Source organism: Paenibacillus sp. NPDC057886 (genome assembly GCF_042796655.1).
Lineage (GTDB): Bacteria > Bacillota > Bacilli > Paenibacillales > Paenibacillaceae > Paenibacillus.
The window spans coordinates 602,257-622,386 of the sequence record NZ_JBHVMZ010000005.1 but is presented as its reverse complement, the minus strand read 5'-3'; the positions used below and the strand labels follow the sequence as shown (position 1 = coordinate 622,386).

Genomic DNA, 20,130 nt, shown 5'->3' with positions numbered 1-20,130 from the left:
CCCACTCCTCTTACAGCAAATTATATTGTTGCAGAACAGCTGTTAATTTCGTTCTGAGCTCAACAAGATCAATGATATTATCCAGGACCACTACATTCCCCAAGCTTGCACCACCCTCTGCAATGTCTTTGGCAAGGAAGAATACATCTGCACTGTCCGATGTTGCAGATCCTAAATCGGAGTGATCGACCTCAACCCCGCTTACTCCCATTTCGTTTAATAGCTGTTGGATGTTCATCTCTACCATGAAGCTTGTTCCCAATCCTGAACCACATACCGTTAAAATTTTCATTTATCATCTTCTCCTTTTTTTTGCAACATGGCGATAATCTCTTCTGCAGTTGTCGCATCTTTCAAGCGCTGCAAGGATTCTTCATTGACAAGAAACGATGTTAATTCCGTTAAAGCTCTTAAATGCATTTTATTATCAATAGCTGCCAGACAGATAAACATATCAATTGCATGTTCCTCCTGATCAAGCAGCAGTACGGGCTCCTTAAACCGCAGCAGCGACATGCCCAGCTTCTCTACACCTTGTTCTGGTCTGGCGTGAGGAATTGCGATTCCTTTTCCGACATGAATAAAAGGACCTATTTCCACTACTCGATCAATCATCGCCTGGATATAGTCTTTGGTAATGTAGTTTTGATCCTCCAATGGTTTTGCCGTCAAGCGAATGGCTTCTCTCCAGTCAACCGAAGCATCCGTGAAATGAATTTTATCCGCAGTTAAAAGCTCAGAAAGCATGGGGGCATAGCTCCTCTCCGTATAATAGCTTTTTCGTATATGTTTGGTCAGATCTTCGTAAAGTGCTCTTTCATTTTTTATCGTGGCATGTTTGCGTATCGTTGCCATCAGCTCATCAATGGGGATAGAGGTCTGATCAGGCAAATTAAAGTCGGCTGTGACAGCCTGCTGTAAATACTCTTCCTCCAGGGCAGTCAACACTGGCCGCGTCAGATATACAGGTTTCGGAGATTCCAAATAAATAGTTGAAAAAATCATATCGTAACTTTCCTGTGAGATCTGTTCCATCTCGGCGACAGAGTGGAATTCCGTAAAATGCAAGTTTGGAAACAACTCGCGCAGCTGGGTATGCAGCATCATGGAGGAACTAATTCCATTCGGACAAACGATAGTCGCCCGATACACTCTGGTTTTGGACTCTAGCTTACGGACATGGCCACCAAACAAGATCGTAAAGTAACCAACTTCTTCATCAGAGATTATCTGCCCTGTATACTCGGAAAGGGGTTGCAAGGCCTGTTTGACCAATCTGAACAATACGCCATGTTCTGTCTTAATCGTATCAATCAAAGGATTAGATAGAGGCACTTCACATATTATTCTGAAATAAGCCGGCACCAAATGTCTGTAGAGCGTCAATTGCAGATTATGTTTTTCCTTAAATGGGACCAATGTTAACCGCTCAACTTCTTGAATAATTACGTTTGAGATATGGCTAAGCTTTTCATCAAAATGAAGTTGAGATATGCCTTGAGCAGCGGATAGCAATTGAATGGTCAGGTAAATAATCTCTGTCTCCGACACTTCTTGGAATAAATAAGCGGCTAAAGTTTGACCCATTTGAAAAAGACGCTGGGTTTTAATTAATTGGATTTGCGTTTTCGGCAGTATCAAGGTATGCCGCCCGTATCGACATTGCAGAAACATCAATTCATATACCAATTGATCCAGCCGATTACCGACAAAATCAATTGTATACGCTTCCGCCATTTCGTTTAGTTGCTGCCTAATGATTTTGCTCGTGTCTTCATATTTCCAGCTAGCCAGCACAAGCTGTAATCCAGAACGGCCCATTGGCAACTGAAGAAGTGACCCGATGCAAACCGAGGCGAACCGGCGTTTATAGCGTTCTTCTCCTTCCAGAAAGAAGCCGTCTGTCCGGTTATACGATAGCTTGACACCTGTACCTTCGCAAAGTGCACGAAACTTCTTGATATCAGCCAGTGCCGTATTCCGGCTAACCTGGAGTAGCGATTGATAATGGATTGCCGCAACCTGTTCCCGGCGGATATACGTATACAGATAAATCAGGTACAATCGTTCATTCTCCTGGAAAATCAATTGCTTGCGATTAAGTGCTACTTCCTCCTGCTTCCAGTATTCTTTTAGTTGCTCGTCGATCGTAAAGCTTGTCTGATTCACCTGAACCATTGGCAAATTTAATTTTTTCAATGCGTCATTCAGCTTATCGAGAGAATAAGCAAATTGTCTGGGTGAAAGATTCATTTGAAGCCGCAAATCGGGAATTGACAACTTCGGATAATGAATCATCTGATTAAGCATCTGCAATGATCTATGATCAAACATTTCTTATCCTCCTCGCGGTTTATTATACGATAGAACTTTTAACAATTTAACAAACGTTGAATCCAATCTGTGTTGCAGAATGGAGATACACATTGGACTAAAAATATACCAACAGGTACAATCCCGTTCGAAAAACTACCTTTTCACTTCCTTAATACTTCATCGAATTACAAGTATAGAACCTTCACCTTTACCCAGTGGCTGCTCTCCCTTTTCAACCTCGGAAGAGCCAAGGTGCGGCCTGGCGTATTCCAGTTCCTGTTGCACGTATTTCAGCGTTACGTTGATACCAATCAGAAATTTTAGATGATGTCAGTACAGCGCGTTGATGTTCGCCTCACTGTAGAAGCCGCGGTCCATGACAAGCTTGATCTTCTTGTACGCGAAAAAGCCCATGTCAGTCATTAGCTTTTAAATCGTCAACACGTCCGAAATATTTCCAGGCAGTTTGCGGTAGTAAAACGGCAAATTCGATACTCCGCCGAACAGGAGCGACAGATTCATTTTAGGAAGCAGATCGCATCCTTGTTTTTCCATATTTTACTTCTTTCAAGCTTTCCTAATAGCTGGACAAGGTGGTCGTATCGCAGGCCAAATACTCCTGTTCGGCCCAGCAGCGTCCTACTTCATTATCGCTGGAAAAGAAAGATTCCATAAAGGAGCACGAATACATATTTGTCAGCAGACATGAATTGAGCCGATATTTTTTAAAGTCGTGTAATTTTGCGCTTGCTTCGGGAGTCAGTGCTTCCATGCGTATGCCGGAACGGATCTCCCCCAGCCACTCAGAACATTGTGACCCTCACCAGCCAGAAGGCCTGCTGCTGCCGCAGCGAGATCGTCTCGCGAGACGAAGCTGACTTTGTTTTCGGTTATTCCAGTACACCATCTCCAAAGACATTTGGGCTTCCGTTATGATTGATTACGTATAATAGCTCATTCTCAGAATGCTCCAGTTCAGAGCCGTTCTCATCAAATATTGCTCGCTGATCTAATAGTCGTATCCAATGTTCGATTTTTGTACGTTTCGTGCTCCAGCAGATGACATTAGTACAATGTGGGTCACACCGGCTTCGACAGCCGCATCAATTGCTGCTATGTTTTACGCCGCACGTGCCCCAGGCCGCAAACTCATAGAAGGGGTTAGCAAAAGGCGATCTAAACCTTTGTATGCCTCCAGTAGAAATGCGGGTTGATCGTAATCCCCGAAGCGTGCTTCAACGCCTTCTTCGCTGATTTTTTCAGGCGATCTAGTTATAGCCATAATGCTATGCCCATTTCCCTGCTCTGACAAATGTTTTACTGTAGCTATACCGAGTTGTCCGCTTGCTCCGTTTACGCCGATTTTCATTTTTAAATTTCGCCAATCTGTCGTTTATTTATCAATATTTCAGTGAAACCGTTCGTTCCAAATGCTCCTCCTCGTATCGAAGGACAAGAACATAGTTTGTAGGACAATAATTACTTGGTCTCAATTACCACAAAGCCCCTTAATACAGCAAAAAACAACCGATATATTAAGCGGTTGTTTTTTGCTTAGTTATACACGTCATCTGAATTTCGGTCAGTTCGGTATTTAAGCCCAAGTTAAAAAAATAGACTTTGAACTTCCATTCGTAACTATAAATTTCTTTCTTAATTCCGAAATTGAACATGTCTTGCCGATGATAAGTACATTTTCAAAATAACCATCAATTTCAACTATCAAGTCCATCACCGCCGGTTGCTATCCAGCCTGTAAGCTCAAATGTATTGATACATAAGATTAATAACGGCATCTTAGTTAAACTAAAATTTCCCGATAGTTGAATCTAGAATCTTTAGATTGCCACTTCTTCCATAACTCGCCTCAATTTCTTTAGACAATACTTTTGTTTTTTTCCCTAGATATTTCAAGGCGTTAGTCAAAACTGTTGTATCGTCGCCTAGCCGAGCCATAACGGTTACACTTACAACATTTCGAACATCAACATCATTACTTAAAGCCATTTGTTCAATAAATCCAAAAATTATAACAAGTAATTTTTCCTCACTTTTGGTTAATTCATGGTTTACTTGGAGTAGGTTGATTAAATACGGATTCAGTATATTGCCAAATGCAACGTGAGGTGGAACCTCCCCCTCTTCTTTCCATAGTTCATTTAGCTCTTTTATGTATAAATTATTTAATACCGGCAATAGCCCACGCATTTCGTGAACAACGTTTTTTATAATTCAACGTCATCTCTCTCCTCCTTAAGCAAGGTTAATCCCTCTTAACTCTTCGACTTATTTGTTAAACTATCCTGCCCGTTAGTTTAATGAATTGAAGGGCAAGATGACGATTAGATATACGCCTAACCGGCAATAGGAACATGTTCTTGTCCTTGGCTTGGGACAAGAACTTATACCGATAAATAAAAAAGCCGCTAAAATAGCGACTTCAATGGGACAATGTTCTTGTCCCTCGACAATTATTCTTTTATTTTTAAATCAAACCATGCACTGAAGAAATTTTTTTAACCTCAGATAATCTTAGACTCTGAAATGATTATTAATCTAGAATTGCCGATTATTCGTTGACCTCACCTCCTTTCCTAATTAGGTGTTTATTTATTGCTCAATCTACGTCCAAATTGAAAATAATAAAGAACTGTCATTAAAACGACTACCGCAGCTAGCGCCAGCAAAATGTTACTGTACGCAAAAGCAATCTTTTCCTGCACAAACGGATTCAAGTGTACAGTACTTGTTCCACCGTCAAGTAGCTTACCAATGATAGCCGTGGATACTGCTGCTGCAATAAAGTTAAACATCGATAGTAATCCCATACCGATTCCAACCTCAGCCGTAGGCAAGGTTCGTGAAATGGTGTTTGACATTGCAATTTGCATATAAGATTGACCCAGTACACCTAAGGTAAGGAATATTTGAGTATACGTAGGCGACATCCCTGCGACTGACGAGAGAATAATGAAACCACCAACTAGAAGTGATGATGCAGTATAGAGTAGAAACGGATTCCCTTTATCATCAGCTAATTTTCCACCTTTTCGGCCTAAGAAGGCAGTAATAAGAGCTGAAGGTAACATAATGAATCCGGTGAATGCAGGTGACAGACCATTAACATCCGACAACATGAGAGGTGTCAGAAATGGAATGCCGAAACCAACAGCGACTAGTACAAATGCAATGACCATCCCCATCGAATAATGTTTATTTCTAAAAATTGCTGGATTCACGAAGGGATCGGAAGCATAGCGAATTCGCAGGATAAACAATACTAATACGATTATTCCGCTCACTAACAACCAAATATTTGCTTTTGAGAGTGCAAGTAAGAAAGTGGCAACCGTCCCTGCTAACAGAACACCGCCAACATAATCAATTTTTACATTGGACACTGACTCATCATCCAAATACCTTCTATAAAAAGGTAACGCAAAAAGAGAAAACAAAGGTATCACAAAGAGAAACTTCCAATTCAGAGCACTTGATACGAATCCGGCGATAATTGGACCAAGTGCTGCTCCAAGAGCAGTCCCGATTGCAGATGTCCCCAAGGCGTGCCCACGCTTCTCAGGTGAAAAAAAACGAACAGGAATTATCATAGCCAACGCAGGTATGACAGCCGCACCAGCGGCTTGCAAGATACGTGCGACGATGATCATCCAATACTGTGTAGCAGCTACTCCCACAAGAGAACCAGCTGCCAGAAGTAAAAGACCAAATGTAATTAAACTTTTAATACTAAATTTATCTGTCAATTTTCCATAAGTAACAGTACCTATGGCGTACACAATCAAATAGCCTGATACAATCCAAGTTACTTGTGATGCAGAAAGTTGAAATTCTTTGCTGATTACTGGCAATACGACATTAAACATCGTTCCATTCATGACTGAAATAATAAGTGTGAAAATTAGAACACGGAGTAACAGTGGACCCGTTTCATTGGTTGTAGCAGCTTTTGTATTCAAATGAACTACCTCAATTCTTTAATGTGTTTGGATTAAATAACTAAAATGACTGTCAGTACTTACTGACATAAATGTTGTAAAAAAACTAGGGAGTTAATGCCCTAGAGTAGATCCACACACTTTCTTTAATAATATCTTCCAAAGAGAGAGACGGAAAATGAGATCGTGCATCCAGATGGTTTATAAACGTACCATAATTCAATGCCATGAAAGAAAAGGCTTGTAGTTCAGGATTCGTCTCAACCAATTTTCCTTGGTCATACATTGTTTTAAAGTAATTAGTTAACACCTCCATCAGTTGACGAGGATGTTTTATTGTTCGTTCTCGAAAGCCAGGTAAATTATCTTCCTCTTTTATGCTGATCATAATCATTTTACGATTACGATTCATAATTTCATGGTATGTCTTACTAATCAATAATAAATCTGTTTGTAGTTCCCATACTAACTCATCTTTAAATATCTTTGCCATTTCTTCTGAATAGTGATAATGGTCAAAAGCTGTTTCTAATAAGTTCTGTTTCGTACCAAATTGGCGAAACAATGTTTTTTCACTTAAGCCAGCAGTAGCAGCAATTTCTTGAGTGGTTACACAGCTATAGCCTTTCATCGAAATTAAATCAATGGCTGCTGTCATTAATTTCTCTCTGCTGCTTAATTTTGTATTGTTAGACATCTCTATTCCTCTTTTCAAAGTATGTCAGTGAACACTGTCATTGGTGCTATAGTAGCTAAAGATTATGAAATTGTCAAACAAAAACAGATCATATTCAGATTTTCTCATTACATAATCAATTTATCCTTCATTTTTCATCCGAATCTCATATAGAGAATCCGTTTTTCTTGATGGCAGTCTAAGGAAGACTGTCAGTTCCCTTTGTTCAACTAACCTGCCCGTTAGTTTAATGAAATGAAGGACAAGATGACGGTTAGATACACGCCTAATCGGCAATCGGTACAAGTTCTTGTCCTTGGCTCGGGACAAGAACTTGTACCGATAAAATAAAAAAGCCGCAAAAATAGCGACTTCAATGGGACCATGTTCTTGTCCCTCGACATTTCCATCTGAGTGTCGGTATGGCCATACGTTTCACTGGATTGGTATCTGTTACAAATAAGGCTTTACACGAGTCTTCGCGACTGTCTAAATACTTCTTCAACCATACTTTGCACTCCGTGGTGAAGTAAACCTCTCTTTGCTTTGCCCCCTTTCCGTTTACAATAGCCGAGCAGTTTTCCCAGTTCAAGTCCTCAATGTTTAACTTCTCCACCTCACCTATACGACATCCTGTACAATATAGGAATTCAAGAAGGCCTCTTTCCCGTAAGGTCTGACAAGAGATCTTTAAATGAATCACATCTTCTTCCATCAAAAACTTAGGTACCCGCTTCTCCATTTTTGGCTCACGCAGTTTAATAGAAGGATTGCTAGATAGATAGGTTTCTTCATATGCAAAGCGAATAAGGAACGTACAAAACGGATACGGTGCCCTAGGCTGCTTGGTTTTAGACAATCAGATTGCTTTGCTAAGTATTCCTTCAAGAGATTTAGAGTTACTCCCGAAATATCTACATCCCCTAGATCAGAAACCAACATCTTGAGTTGTAAAGCATACGCACGCAATGTATTCGGGCTCAACCCTTGAATTCGTTTATCTGCCTCATAATGATTCCAAAGTTCACTTAAAATCATAATAAAACCTCCTATAAGAGCAATTAATTCTCGTTTGCTTCAAATAGAAGATTTTAATCTGGGGCTATTTAACTAAAGTTTCCCGTTAGTTGATTAATGATCTAACCCTTGCCCCAAATAAGTCTTTTGAGGTAAATCCATATTGTTGTAGGATTTAGAAATTTCCGAACGAAAAATATCCTGTGTTTTAATAGTGAGTATATATCCATTTATTGTGTTAGCAATCATCTCAATTTCAGATGAATTGTATGAAGTCATATCCATTTTCGAAATGATCACTTGCTTACCCATCACTTTGGATAAAGAAAAGATAATTTGTTTCTTTACATCGTCATTTAAACCTTCAAACAGGAGTACAAGGTTTTCAAGGTCATCTTTGCTACCTCTCATCAAAGTGGGGGATTGTATAGCAATATGTCCTGGAGATGAAGATTTGATAGCATAAATCTCAATGATGTCATCCATTTCAATTTTAAAGTTTATGCCTTCTTCTGTTTCAACAAATAGGCAGCCCTCATTTAATTCTTTAGAAACACCACGGAAAAATTCATCTTGATTATTAACTTTAAATACAACTGAACGTTGTTCTTTAACTGTCATCTCAATAAATTGTCTCTTATTCATACTATTATGCAATATTGTTCCCCTCCCTATTAGAGATTAAGTGTTCTATATGAGGTATGTTGTTCCCTTTTGTACTTAAAGTATCCTGCCCGTTGGCTGAAAAAAAGCAACCGATCACGTTGGTCGGCTGCTTTTTGTTTCATATCGCTATCGTTTCCCATTAGTGTAATCACCTATTCAATCATAGATTACGCTAATCTAACCTTTTTCTTTCTAGACATTGTGAGTTAGCACAAGCAAGCCAAGATCTGGCTCTTGATTCTCTATATCATAGAATTGGCAAGTTTGAGTAAGTCTGTTGCTTTAAACTTCGCTTTCAACATTTTCTTGTTTCCAATCGCAAGCGTATATTGCATCCCGTTTTTCTGGAATCGAAGTTCATATCCCAATTCGAATTTAGGCCGGTACAATGCTTTCGTTCCGTCTTTTAGTTGATAATACACATCATCCTTTCCTTTGTACCGTTCCAGTTCTACTACCACTGGGAATACTTTGACCCGGAAGAAGCCGTTCAGTGCTTTGTTTCGATAGATTAGTTCAAGTGATTCATTACCATCAACGTATCCGTCGAAGTGAGTTATCTCGAACGGAAACCCAGAGGGTACCAGTACGTCCCTTTTGAACCTCAGTTGGTATTCCCTGATCAATCGGGCCTCATCGACGAGCGGATTGGCTCCGTCGAACAGAATGCTGATTTTAGTGATACGGTCTTCCTTTATGATTAGTTCCCATATGAAAGCAAGTCGTTCTTCCTCTAAAAATTCATCATTAAAATGAGCTAGTAGGTATTTCACATCTGACTTTGGTGAGGAAACGAGCTGCACTCCACTGATTTGGGTATTCCTCAATATCTCGGGGATTTGGACAGAACCCTTTTCTACATATTTTTGTGCCTCATCAAGATCGTTTCGCAGTATTGCTTTTGCAAACCGATTTACTGGTCCCAGGCGAGTTTTGCCCCCAGTGGGGGCTGCCACAAATTCGGATGGTTCTATGTTATTGGCTGTAGCAGTGCTCGACAGCATCGAATAGAACAAACTTATTATCATTAGAAGAAACAGTGTCTTAACTCTCATAATATCCTCCTTGAGAAGAATCTACTCGCAGAAATAACTTCTCACCAATGCGAGTAGTCTACCCAATGACTGGAAAGATATTCATTCAACTAACCTGCCCGTTAGTTGAACAAAAGCAGCCGATCACATTGGTCAGCTGCTTTGTTGGTTTTATGAGCTATCGTTTCCCGTTAGTTTAATGACTTATTAGTTTTTTTGGTGTTGTAAATTCAACTACTTGAATTTTAAATAGATCCAAAACTGCAATTATAGACAAAGCAAAACCACTTTTCCATGCATCATCTATCCAATTTTCCTCAAACTTCCGCTTACATTCATTAATAAAATCTTGATTGATCATAATTGAAGATACTTCTGCCACTTCAGAATACAGATGTGCTTTAATTCCATTTTTATCTATCATCCATCTTAGCCCTAGCCAGGAGGCCTTTATCGTATTCGCCTGTCCCGTTCTTATGTTCGGGAATGACACAAAGTTTTGTCCTTTTCGGCAATGGTACAATGTTCTTGTCCTCAGCAAGGGACAAGAACTTAGTTCCTTAAAGCAAAAAAGCCGCTAAATAAGCGACTTTAAATGGAACAATGTTCTTGTCCGGCGACATCTAAATCTTTCTTTACTAGATATGATTGATTTATTATTTCATTATCAACTAATTTCCATTCTTCAATTTCTGCCAAGAATGCTTTTGATAATCCTTGTTTCCATGTACTTTTAGTATATGACTTATCAATGTAGTTACCCCAGATAAGATAACCTTTTTGGTTTGTTGACAGAACCTCCATATTCTTTATAAGTTCCATGACCTTTCGATCTAGTAATCGTTTATCTTCCCGTACATCATCGTCCTTAAGTCTAATTCTTAAAACTTTACATGCTACGAGATTATCCTCAAGTATCTCAAGCCTGCCTTTTGCAGCTTCAAATGTAAAAGAGTCATCAGTAGTATAAGGTACCTCTGACCAGTGCTCAAACGCCTTGTATGCACTACCATAATTAATATTAAAGAATAACCCCAGTCTATAATGAGCTTCTGCCTCAAGATCTGGAAATTCCTGAACTTGTGACAATACATGACTAGATACCACATCTAAATCAGTAGTAGGACTAACTTGCAAATCCAATATTTCTCGATTTTCTTTTTCTAATTCTTCAATAGTTTCAAGCCAATATCGGATCTCTTTGTCGTCGATAGATTCAACGGCTAATACAGATTTAATTAGTATTCAATGGGTCCATGTTCTTGTCCATCGACAGTACAAAAACATTGTTCCTTAAAAGACAAGAACATTGTCTCCTTCTTTTCCAATACTACGACGATATTACAACAAAAAACCGTTAATTTTAAAATTAACGGTTTTAAAAATTCAATTTTTTACATATGAATCAACCGATTTTTGAAGTTTCACTCGATGTAGTTAATTTGCTTATTGATTACTACACTTGAGAGCTATTTTCGGGAACGATTGATCTCTCATCTCAATGATTTCTTTCCCAAGAGGAACACTGATTTCCTCACTTCTCATCCCTGCTATATCAAACCAAGCATTGAAGAAATTTTCACTAAACTGATTGACAAGTTTTTCAAGAACCCAAAATATAGTTTTTCTATCAATAGTTCCATATGTCTTTTTTTTAATAAGTTATAAGTTGTGAAGCAGTATCATGTATCTACCGATCATAAATTTTGAATGCCAGGTCTGTTAAATCCGGAATCAACTCCAGTAGACTAAAATCGCATACTTCCATGTTCGTAAGCCAGTATGAAACATCACGATAAGAATCGTCTGATCCTGAAGAGAACCACCGTGCTCGGACCAGCGATTAATGCAGCTTCTTCTTTGTCTGTCATCTGCCTGGGGCTGATCTTTTCTATTCGTATCATTCCGAGACATTAGCGGTCATTAACTTGGAGGCCTGCTTTGAAACGCTACACATCTTTAGCGTATATTAACGTTAAATTGGCGGCCCCACCAGTCTTTTATCGTTAAGCAAAATCGCAATCAGTATGATGGTTGATTTTCGTTTTGAACGGTACGTGGTGCATAAGCGCAAAGAAAGACGTGTACGCCTTCAGTGATGATACGTTTGGTTTGTTCTTCCTCCAATGCCCCTGTTTTTCTAGGTTGATTAAATACCAATAAAAACGTTAATGCAGCGAAGTGCTTTGTAGCTATTTCAGGATCGGGCACATCGAGCAATCCGGTTTGTCCAAACTCTGTAAACCTCCTGATGATCCCCTCTTCAGTTGCGTTATCCAGCCTTTCAAAAAAAGAGTCGGGCAGGTTGGCGGCTTCCACCATAACCAGACGGATCAAAGCCATGTAGTCGGACGATCCGTTCGCTGAAGCTACGATTTGTTCGCAAAATAAAATGAGCGCCTGCTTCAGATCCTCGAATTCCCGGAGGTGGTCTGAAATCCCTTGCTCAATCATGTCAAGAACCGCCGAACTGGATTCTTCCACAACGGCAAGCAGTAGGTTCTGTTTGTCGCCATAATAATCATAAACTGTCCGTTTGGAAACTCCCGCTTTAGCTGCGACTGCATCGACGCTGGAACGATCAAACCCATCGGAAAGAAACAGGTCTCGTGCTGCCGCAATAATTTTGGCTCGTTTGTCTGAAGAGCCTTTGCGGATTTTTTTGTTTTCCATATTATCCATCCTTATGTTTCCCCCCTATAGCTATACTATCAAAAATGAGTTCCACTTTACAAACTACACTGCACGGTGTAGTATAACAAATGTAGCATATCAAATCAATGATCAAGGAGAACTTTATCTATGAAAACCATGCAGTCTTTTGTTGATGTTCTCATTGTCGGGGCCGGACCAACAGGGCTTACACTTGCCTGCGACCTTGCCCGTCGAAACGTAGACCATCGTATTATTGAACGAAGCACCTTGTATAATGTGGCCTCTCGCGCCAAAGGAATCCAGCCCCGCTCGCTTGAGGTTGTTGATGATTTGGAGGCCGTTCACTACATTATTGACACAGGTGTTGTGGATTTGCCTGTTCGTTACTATACCGCAGATGGCAGGAGTGTGGACAAGCCGGCTATTACCGTTGCGGTCAGCGCCGAACTTGAAACACCTTATCGTGATCCGGTCTGGATTGCTCAATTTGATGTTGAAAAAGCATTGCGCGTCCGATATGCAGTGCTTGGCGGTCAAGTTGAGTTGGGCATGGAAGCTGTAGGGCTTGTTCAGGATTTGGATGGTGTAACGGTAACCGTGAATTCACCACAAGGAGAAGAGCAAATTCGCGCTCGTTATATAGTCGGCGCTGACGGGGGCAAAAGCAATATCCGCAAGTTTATTCACTTACCGCTGGTTGGGGAAACACACGATCATGAGCGATGGTATCTTGGTGATGTACGATTGGAAGGGTTAGATCGTGACCATATCCATATCTGGACATCTTCGGAAGGGATGGTGGGGGTGACACCGCTGCCGAAATCCGATATTTGGCAACTGCAGGCTACAATTCCGGCAGACATTGAAGAACCAGAGCAGCCATCGCTAGAGGCGTATCAAGCCATGTTTGACCGTCGGGCCGGGGCCGGACTTGTTCGGCTCACGGATGCTTCCTGGCTTTCCATCTACCGGGTCAACGTTCGCATGGTTGAATGTTACCGCAACGGCCGGGTCTTCCTTGCCGGCGATGCTGCTCATGTTCATTCGCCGGCCGGCGGTCAAGGCATGAATACGGGGATGCAGGACGCGTACAACCTCGGCTGGAAGCTGGCGACTGTCTTACGCGGAGCGGACACCGCCTTACTCGACACGTACGATGAGGAGCGCCGCCCAGTGGCTCAAGCCGTGCTTGAGGACAGCACGAAGAAGATGGGAGGGGTCATAGGAACGGCGACTGAAGGCGGAGGGTTGTCCCAATCTTTGAGCACCATATCCGACGATTTGACGAGTGGGCTTCTCATTTCCTATCGGTCAAGTTCTATTACCCGCCCGTCTGCTCGAACGAATGTTACCCGTTCATTGCCCGGGGATCGTGCTCCTAATGCCGAGGGTCTGCAAGGTACAGGGTTTGCAGGAAGTGTATTTGACCTGTTGCGCGGCCCACACTGGACTCTTTTGGCTTTTGTAAACCGCACAGATCATCTTTCTTTGGAGAACTTCACCTACGACGAACTCCATGTGCATTGCATCCTGCCATCGCATGTGGAGAGAGTGGAAGGCATAATAGACACAGCAGGGAATGCCTATCGAATTTACGATGTAGCAAGTAATGAATTCGTATTGATTCGTCCCGACGGTTACATCGCACTGCGGGCCTCCATTAATGATACCGCATCGATTTCGAATTACTTGAATTCCATTTATCGCGCAAACTGATTTGGACAAGGCCGGCGGAATTCTTTTCAACATCTCATATGGCTGCCGGCTCTTATATTCGTTTAATTTAGGTTATGGGAAGGACTGTTACTATGGAAGATATTATTCGAACCGTTAACTTGACAAAGCAATACGGGAATAAAGTCACTGTAGATCGCGTTTCGATTTCCGTTAAGAAAGGAGAAATCTATGGATTCTTGGGGTTGAACGGTGCAGGAAAAACGACAACCATCCGAGCTCTTCTCGGCATGAGCAAGCCTTCTTCCGGAGAAGTGTATATATTTGGTCAGCGCTGGGCGAACGGAAATCCCGATTTGTCGAGAAGACTAGGTTATATGGTGGAAGTTCCTTATGCCTACCCTAACTTTACGGTTAGGGAAAACTTGAATTTGATGGCCAGGTTGCGAGGATTATCTGTTCCGAGGGCAGTTAACGAGATTATGGAGCAATTGAATCTGACCCAATATGCGGATAGTAAGGCAAGAGATTTGTCACTTGGTAACGCGCAGAAACTTGGATTGGCCAAAGCGTTAATTCATAAGCCGGACGTTCTGATTCTCGATGAACCAACCAATGCGCTTGATCCAGCCGGAATTGTCGAGGTAAGGGAAATGCTGAAAGCTCTGGCTTCCCAACATGGGGTTACCGTGTTTATATCGAGCCATATCCTTGAGGAGATGTCCAAATTGGCTTCTCGAATCGGCATTATTCACAAAGGCGTGTTGCTTGAAGAACTGACAACAAAAGACTTTGAAACAATCCGCCGAAAGCAGTTGATGATCGGAACGAAGGATGATCGGAAGGCTCAAGCTATTCTTTCAGACTCCGGGTATGCGGTACATTCGACTTCGAATAACGGCTTTGCGCTACCGGATGATCATGCCGTTAAGCATCCCGAACATATTGCGAGTTTGCTTGCTCATCATGAAGTACCGCTCACCATGCTTAAAATTGAAGAAGAGAATTTGGAACATTATTTTCTCAATGTAATCGGAGTTGAGGAGGAAAAACGGAATGAGACCATTGTTGACAGCCTGTAGCGTTGAAGTTTACAAATTGCGTCGGTCCTTTGTTTTATGGGGCACGCTTCTGTTTATATTGTTTGTCATCACGTTGTTCTTAGGACAGCCCAATTGGCCTTCTTTTTTTGAACGGACTGCGTTTTTGTATGCATCCGTGTTTGGGCTGCTGGGGTTTGGATTGGTGACAAGTTGGACATTTGGCCGTGAGTATTCCGATCGGACGCTCAAGGATTTGCTCGTTTTGCCTGTATCGCGTGGTAAAATCGCGATTGCCAAATATGTCGCAATTATATTCTGGTGTTTTGTAATGATGTTGATCAGCTTTGCTTATGCCTTAATACTTGGTTTTGCAATCGGACTTCCTGGCTTTTCGTTTGCGATTGTACAACATTATTTGTTCTTAATACTTATAATTGGTGCTCTCCACCTATTATTAAGTGCACCTCTTGCCCTATTGGCCTGTATATCACGTGGTTATCTGGTGCCGATCGGCTTTGCATTTACAACTTTAATGTTGGCATTGGTGTTCGGTCCTACCGCCATTGGAGCTTATCTGCCTTGGTCGGTACCTGCTTTGCATTTGCAGGAAAGCGGAGTATCTTTATTTCCCTTGTTGGGTACTAGTTATTTACTGGTTTTCTTAATCGGACTCCTAGGTCTCATTGGAACGGTTAAATGGTTACAAAACAGGGAGCAGTGATGATTTTACAAGGAAGACTTCTGCGTAGAAATCCATTTGGAAGAAGATGATGCACGTACAAAGTGACTTCTAATTCTTTGTCAATCAGATAAACAATTCAATATAAAATCTACAAATTCATTGTGGCGTGTCAAGTGTAAACGGGGCGCATCCGTTCCCCGAAATAACGCATCAGCATGCTCTAATAGGACAATGACTATAATGAGTTATCGTTCCCAGTTAGTTCAATTGGTTGGGGGGTTATAAATTGAAAGATTCCAATCAAGATGAGCAAAGTCACGAGTACTGTTATAAAAGTTAAGCTCAACCTCAATATATTAGATGACTGAAGTTGTTTGTTCTGAACTTGCTTTTCCAGAAAGCCAATACGTTTTTTAAGCTCCTGAATCTCTTTCTCCACTGGTAATCCTCACTTAATACCACATAGCTGAATTGCCTTTACGCTTTGCTTTTTCGGGGTTTAAAAAAAGTGGAGTGGCGTCGTGTAAAATTATTTTAAAATGATGTGGCTTTTTACCTCCCTTCGGTGTCTAATGAATTGTAAGTTCAGGAGGAGGTACTACTGGTGTCACGAGCTCAAGACAAAAAGAAAATCCCTGTTCTTCCGGAGAAGCAGGAGCACATCCAGCATTTCGAAGCCATTTATAATCAATATCGAGATAGAATTCGAAATTATATTGCAGTAAAGACAAATTCGGCAACTGCCGATGACTTAACGCAACAAGCTTTTTTAAAAGCAATGGAAAACTTTCACTTGTTTAAGTGTAACTCCAGTATATTTACTTGGCTATTCAAAATCGCGCAAAATATTGTGAAAAACGAGTATCGTACGAGATCACGAAATAAAGAAATGGTGCACGAAGTAATCGATTTTCAGTCCCAATCGATATCCCTCGATATTGCTAGAGATGTCGATATCCGTCTTGATATTAGTGCTGCATTAGCCCGATTGAATGAATTAGAACCATTCATTCCATTCAGCTACAACGGTGAATAAGCCTACAGTTGCCAGTACAGGCATAGATAAGGGAAGCATTACCTTGAGATAAACTCTCCAGTATCCAGCACCATCCATATGGGCTGCTTCTTCAAGTTCTTTTGGCAAAGCCTTGAAAAAGTTCATAATCAGAATTATAAAAAACACATTCACCATTGTCGGTAGAACCAGTGCCCACACCGAGTTGTAAAGTCCGATTTTGGTAACGACCAGATAAGTTGGTATCATGCCTCCGTGAAAGAGCATCGCAACAATAAAAAAACCTACAAAAAACTTATAACCCGCAATTCCGTTTCTTCCCCCGCCCTTAGACAACACATATGCTGCCATGCTGTTCACAAGTAAACCTAGAGTTACACTTAAAAATGTTCGTTGAATAGAAACCCAGATTGAACTAATTAATTGTGTGTCTTCAAATGCCTTCATGTAGGAAGAAAAATTTAATCCAACTGGCCAAAACGTCACTTCATTAGCGGATACGGCTTCACTTGAACTCAATGATAGAGAAAGCACATGAAGAAAAGGTACGATGCAAAGTGCTGCAAGAATAATCATGAGAATATTGTTAATAAATTGAAATGCGCTAAATTTAGATGTCATACCCATGTGTCACCGCTCCTTAGAAAATCTTGTATCCTGCAACTTTATATGCAATACGGTACCCGCCTACGTTCAAGAAGAGACCTACGAAGGATTTGAACAATCCAATCGCCGTACCGAAACTGAAATTCCCGCCGATCAAGCCTATGCGATATACAAAGGTATCAATAATATCTCCGCTTTCATAGACAAGAGGATTGTACAGATTGAATATTTGGTCAAACCCTGCATTTAGGACTGAGCCAAGGTTAATAGTTAGTACAACACAGAGGGTTGGAACAAGTGAGGGAAGTGTAATGTTTAGCATCTGTTTCAGCTTGCTTGCCCCGTCAATTTGAGCAGCCTTGTACAAAGCCGGATTGATGCCAGCCAGAGCAGCCAGAAAAATAATTGAACCATAACCGAACTCTTTCCATACATCAGTAAGTATAACGATCGGTACAAACCATTTATTGCTGCCCAAAAAGAAGATAGGTTCAAAACCCATGGATTTAATCAATTGATTGACTAATCCATACTCTGGATTTAAGAGTTGTATGAAAATACCGCCCAATACAACCCAAGAAATGAAGTATGGTAAAAACACAAATGTCTGAACCGACGTGCGTAGAAATTTATTTTTCACTTCATTAATCAATAATGCAAACCCGAGAGTACAAATCATTCCCAATACTAATTTGAGGACAGAAATCCGTAACGTGTTCCAGATCACCTGGGTGCAATAATTCCATTTAGTGCTTGAACAGCGATAAAATCGTCATGATCAGCAGTTATGCGAACTTCCGGATATTGATCCTTATAAGCCTGGACGTAATCATATACCTTTAGAGACGGGTTTTCGTACTTATATGCGGAATTTGTTCCTACGGTGTGTCGTCCATATAGGCGGTTATTTTATCTTTTTTTGGACTCTGTGCAAAATAATAAATAAAAAAGTAACTATTTTCCTTTTCTGGCGTCTATATATGTGAGGGAAATCCTCAAAACTTGTTATAAGGAGCGTGAATGTTATTGAAATTTAAGAAGACTTGGTTAGTTGCAGGTACGTTTGCCCTAAGCTTCAGCTTAATGGGCAACGTGTCAGGAGACCAACTCGGTGCAGGAAAAGAAATCCAAATCCAGGCCTAACAGCATTCAGTTCTATAATACATTCCCAGGTACGCCGGACAACGAGAAAGAAAAAGCCCTCATTGAACATGAAGATGCTATCGAACTGGTATCTAAGCAATTGTGTACAGACGGTATCAATCTTGAAGAGGAAATGTTATGACGAAATATTAAAAAAAAGGAGGTTTTACTATGTTAAAGGCGAAAAAGGTCTTTTTGCCAGTATTAATGATTTTGTCTATTTTCTGTTTAAGTTTATTTCCAAATTTGAGTGTTACAGCACAAGCGGATAACAGCCAAAATATTGTTGTAGTTATAGGTAATGAAGCCAAAGAATTGATCGATGCAACGCTACATGGAGTAGAAGAAGGTGAAATTGAGAATATCGCCCCTGTGTCAGCTTTTGATTTGGAAAAATCGAGTGTGTACACGGTTGGCGGTGGAGTTACGGTTGTTACAGTTCCTTTGCATGGGGATTATAGTCTTCCTAGTAACGTAACAGTATTCTTCGATAAGGATAATACCGTATTGCAGACAAATGAAATGTTGGTGACCAAAAATGAGGGAAGAAACTTCCGAGTTGAGACGTATTTGAATGGATCAGTTGTTAAATCCGTGGACACTGACAGACCTTATATCACAGATGAAGAAATGCTTGCAGAAGAGCCAGTTAACTCTGGAATTCAACCGCAGAGTGTAGGCGCAGTGGCAGGTTGTCTTGGAGCAGTGCTTGGCATTGGTGGTACGGCGGCTTATATTATTGCGGTTGCGTGCGGTGGTTCGTGTGCAGTACCGACACCAGTGACTGCTCCGATATGTGCTGCATGTATTGGTGCATATGCAGTTCTTGGTGCTGGTGGTATCGCTGGAGCAGTAGCTTGTTTCAATTACCTGTGAGGTGATTTGATGAACAAGATTTTAGCGATCTCAATTTTGGGAATGGGTTTAACAGGTGCCGTTTTAATCATCTCAATTGCTCTGTTGTTTAACCCCCCAATAGGAAATGTGTTGAAGATGGTTACTGCTGCTTCAACATTATCTTTTATTATATTTGCTGTTTCGGCTTTGGTATTTCGTCGGCGATTAGATAATGAAAAAAGAGAGTAATATATTTATACTTCCTCGATTTAGGACGAATGATACCCAGTAGCAATCCTAACAATGTTTCTACTCAAGAAAAAAAGCATCTCCTTCAGGAGATGCTTTTTTTCTGCTTATCTTCAGAAAATAATGAAATATATCTCCTCCAACATGCATTCTCCCCTACAAGCACCCATGCCAGAAAATAGAATCTTCTGTTTTAAAATATATAGAGTTCGTTTCTATTGAGCCGTGTCCGGCTCTAACCTCAAATATCTTACTAATGTCCTTGATCATCTCATAAATCTGATCGATTCGCCTAACATTCTCCAGTTCATTTTCTTCAAGCTCCCTGGCTTTACGCCATAAATACTGATTAAAGAGCATCAGATCCGCGCAGTGGCTTTCTATACCTTGTTTTTCCATAACAGTCCAATATAGTTATACATCCCCCCCATCCTCTTGCCAATAGGCTTATATAATGGGCATAAACCGTTCTGCAAGTAAGTTGAAGTAAAATCGTACCGTTCTTCCTGTTCGATCCATTGTCGCTCTGTGTAGAGCGTTTGAATGGTTCTACAAAGTCAC

The 20,130-nt window shown here is 40.8% G+C and carries 22 protein-coding genes and 1 pseudogene; 7 read left to right on the top strand and 16 right to left on the bottom strand.

The genetic code is table 11. The features are described 5' to 3' along the window. Positions 1–10: 10 nt before the first annotated feature. The 14 genes and pseudogenes from ACFVQB_RS20150 to ACFVQB_RS20085 form a co-directional block, all read right to left on the bottom strand. The gene (locus ACFVQB_RS20150) at positions 11–292 is read right to left on the bottom strand and encodes a PTS sugar transporter subunit IIB (protein WP_379442751.1); all 282 of its coding nucleotides are present in this window, start codon (positions 290–292) and stop codon (positions 11–13) included. Beyond that, positions 289–2,334 carry a BglG family transcription antiterminator gene (locus ACFVQB_RS20145; protein ID WP_379442747.1) on the bottom strand — a complete coding sequence of 682 codons (2,046 nt, stop codon included), beginning with the start codon at positions 2,332–2,334 and terminating at the stop codon, positions 289–291. Before ACFVQB_RS20145 ends, ACFVQB_RS20150 begins: the two co-directional genes overlap by 4 nt. Before the next feature lie 231 nt (positions 2,335–2,565). Continuing rightward, positions 2,566–2,944, bottom strand: a pseudogene (locus ACFVQB_RS34565) (IS1634 family transposase); the annotation flags it as partial. Positions 2,945–3,436: 492 nt separating this feature from the next. Beyond that, positions 3,437–3,685: an NAD(P)H-binding protein gene (locus ACFVQB_RS20135; RefSeq protein ID WP_379442740.1), complete on the bottom strand. Its 249-nt coding sequence runs from the start codon at positions 3,683–3,685 to the stop codon at positions 3,437–3,439. A 437-nt stretch (positions 3,686–4,122) separates the two neighbouring features. Beyond that, entirely contained in the window at positions 4,123–4,524 is a 402-nt protein-coding gene (locus ACFVQB_RS20130) for a DUF7674 family protein (protein WP_379442737.1), read from the bottom strand. 398 nt (positions 4,525–4,922) lie between these two features. Further along, positions 4,923–6,293: an MFS transporter gene (locus tag ACFVQB_RS20125; protein WP_379442735.1), complete on the bottom strand. Its 1,371-nt coding sequence runs from the start codon at positions 6,291–6,293 to the stop codon at positions 4,923–4,925. 85 nt (positions 6,294–6,378) lie between these two features. Next, a complete protein-coding gene (locus ACFVQB_RS20120; protein WP_379442732.1) occupies positions 6,379–6,969 on the bottom strand; it encodes a TetR/AcrR family transcriptional regulator in 591 nt (196 codons plus the stop codon). A gap of 352 nt (positions 6,970–7,321) precedes the next feature. After that, positions 7,322–7,663 (bottom strand): tyrosine-type recombinase/integrase, encoded by a 342-nt coding sequence (locus ACFVQB_RS20115; RefSeq protein WP_379442921.1) that lies wholly within the window; start codon positions 7,661–7,663, stop codon positions 7,322–7,324. After that, entirely contained in the window at positions 7,663–7,986 is a 324-nt protein-coding gene (locus ACFVQB_RS20110) for a site-specific integrase (RefSeq protein WP_379442729.1), read from the bottom strand. Before ACFVQB_RS20110 ends, ACFVQB_RS20115 begins: the two co-directional genes overlap by 1 nt. Before the next feature lie 93 nt (positions 7,987–8,079). After that, on the bottom strand, positions 8,080–8,622 hold the full coding sequence (locus tag ACFVQB_RS20105) for a hypothetical protein (RefSeq protein ID WP_379442726.1): 543 nt from the start codon (positions 8,620–8,622) through the stop codon (positions 8,080–8,082). A 251-nt stretch (positions 8,623–8,873) separates the two neighbouring features. Then, complete coding sequence (locus ACFVQB_RS20100; RefSeq protein WP_379442723.1) at positions 8,874–9,686, bottom strand: hypothetical protein; 813 nt, start codon at positions 9,684–9,686, stop codon at positions 8,874–8,876. Between the two features lie 175 nt (positions 9,687–9,861). Continuing rightward, positions 9,862–10,089 carry a hypothetical protein gene (locus tag ACFVQB_RS20095; RefSeq protein WP_379442721.1) on the bottom strand — a complete coding sequence of 76 codons (228 nt, stop codon included), beginning with the start codon at positions 10,087–10,089 and terminating at the stop codon, positions 9,862–9,864. Positions 10,090–10,256: 167 nt separating this feature from the next. Continuing rightward, a complete protein-coding gene (locus tag ACFVQB_RS20090) occupies positions 10,257–10,808 on the bottom strand; it encodes a hypothetical protein (RefSeq protein ID WP_379442719.1) in 552 nt (183 codons plus the stop codon). Positions 10,809–11,687: 879 nt separating this feature from the next. Next, on the bottom strand, positions 11,688–12,347 hold the full coding sequence (locus tag ACFVQB_RS20085; RefSeq protein ID WP_379442717.1) for a TetR/AcrR family transcriptional regulator: 660 nt from the start codon (positions 12,345–12,347) through the stop codon (positions 11,688–11,690). 120 nt (positions 12,348–12,467) lie between these two features. Between ACFVQB_RS20085 and ACFVQB_RS20080 the strand changes: the two genes are divergently transcribed. The 4 genes from ACFVQB_RS20080 (at position 12,468) to ACFVQB_RS20065 (ending at position 16,755) form a co-directional block, all read left to right on the top strand. Beyond that, entirely contained in the window at positions 12,468–14,036 is a 1,569-nt protein-coding gene (locus ACFVQB_RS20080; protein WP_379442715.1) for an FAD-dependent monooxygenase, read from the top strand. A 92-nt stretch (positions 14,037–14,128) separates the two neighbouring features. Next, positions 14,129–15,076 (top strand): ABC transporter ATP-binding protein, encoded by a 948-nt coding sequence (locus tag ACFVQB_RS20075; RefSeq protein ID WP_379442713.1) that lies wholly within the window; start codon positions 14,129–14,131, stop codon positions 15,074–15,076. Next, positions 15,051–15,758, top strand: a complete 708-nt coding sequence (locus ACFVQB_RS20070; protein ID WP_379442711.1) for an ABC transporter permease — start codon at positions 15,051–15,053, stop codon at positions 15,756–15,758. Before ACFVQB_RS20075 ends, ACFVQB_RS20070 begins: the two co-directional genes overlap by 26 nt. 565 nt (positions 15,759–16,323) lie before the next feature. Beyond that, positions 16,324–16,755: an RNA polymerase sigma factor gene (locus tag ACFVQB_RS20065; protein ID WP_379442709.1), complete on the top strand. Its 432-nt coding sequence runs from the start codon at positions 16,324–16,326 to the stop codon at positions 16,753–16,755. On the opposite strand, the gene ACFVQB_RS20060 is transcribed toward ACFVQB_RS20065, so the two are convergent. Both ACFVQB_RS20060 and ACFVQB_RS20055 read right to left on the bottom strand, forming a co-directional pair. Further along, the gene (locus ACFVQB_RS20060) at positions 16,717–17,361 is read right to left on the bottom strand and encodes a carbohydrate ABC transporter permease (RefSeq protein WP_379442707.1); all 645 of its coding nucleotides are present in this window, start codon (positions 17,359–17,361) and stop codon (positions 16,717–16,719) included. The genes ACFVQB_RS20065 and ACFVQB_RS20060 overlap by 39 nt on opposite strands. 13 nt (positions 17,362–17,374) lie before the next feature. Further along, a complete protein-coding gene (locus ACFVQB_RS20055; RefSeq protein WP_379442919.1) occupies positions 17,375–18,019 on the bottom strand; it encodes an ABC transporter permease subunit in 645 nt (214 codons plus the stop codon). Between the two features lie 432 nt (positions 18,020–18,451). On the opposite strand from ACFVQB_RS20055, the gene ACFVQB_RS20050 reads away from it, so the two are divergent. The 3 genes from ACFVQB_RS20050 to ACFVQB_RS20040 are packed head-to-tail and all read left to right on the top strand — an operon-like array spanning position 18,452 to position 19,569. Continuing rightward, entirely contained in the window at positions 18,452–18,625 is a 174-nt protein-coding gene (locus ACFVQB_RS20050; RefSeq protein WP_379442704.1) for a hypothetical protein, read from the top strand. A 29-nt stretch (positions 18,626–18,654) separates the two neighbouring features. After that, a complete protein-coding gene (locus tag ACFVQB_RS20045) occupies positions 18,655–19,359 on the top strand; it encodes a hypothetical protein (RefSeq protein ID WP_379442701.1) in 705 nt (234 codons plus the stop codon). A 9-nt stretch (positions 19,360–19,368) separates the two neighbouring features. Next, on the top strand, positions 19,369–19,569 hold the full coding sequence (locus ACFVQB_RS20040) for a hypothetical protein (protein WP_024630061.1): 201 nt from the start codon (positions 19,369–19,371) through the stop codon (positions 19,567–19,569). Positions 19,570–20,130 lie beyond the last annotated feature (561 nt).